Below are 527 nucleotides of genomic sequence, written 5' to 3' on the forward strand. Positions count from 1 at the left end.
ACCCAGCTCATGAGCTTGCGCAGCTCACGGCCCGTGGTCTCCAGCAGGTGCTCGCTGTCGGCCTTCTTGTACTCGTTGTACTTCTTCAGACCGCCGTGGTACTCGTCCATCCAGTTCTTGGCGAACGTACCGTCCTGGATCTCGCCCAGGATCTTCTTCATCTCGGCCTTGGTCTGGTCGGTGATGATGCGCGGACCGCTGACGTAGTCGCCCCACTCCGCGGTCTCCGAGATCGACCAGCGCATCTTCTCCAGACCGCCCTCGTACATCAGGTCCACGATCAGCTTCAGCTCGTGCAGGCACTCGAAGTACGCGATCTCCGGCTGGTAACCGGCCTCGGTCAGCGTCTCGAAGCCCGCCTTGACCAGCGCCGCCGTACCACCGCACAGCACGGCCTGCTCACCGAACAGATCGGTCTCGGTCTCCTCGGTGAAGGTCGTCTTGATGACACCGGCACGGGTACCGCCGATGCCCTTCGCATACGACAGCGCCAGCTCGAACGCCTTGCCCGAGGCGTCCTGCTCGAC

At 63.2% G+C, this 527-nt stretch carries 1 protein-coding gene; it reads right to left on the minus strand.

What is annotated here, in order from left to right; all coding sequences use genetic code 11:
• Positions 1-527 (minus strand): ketol-acid reductoisomerase (gene ilvC / locus PV679_RS36090; protein WP_319685509.1); only part of this gene is annotated, 527 nt, incomplete at both ends.

Source organism: Streptomyces sp. AK02-01A (genome assembly GCF_033795305.1).
Taxonomy (GTDB): domain Bacteria; phylum Actinomycetota; class Actinomycetes; order Streptomycetales; family Streptomycetaceae; genus Streptomyces.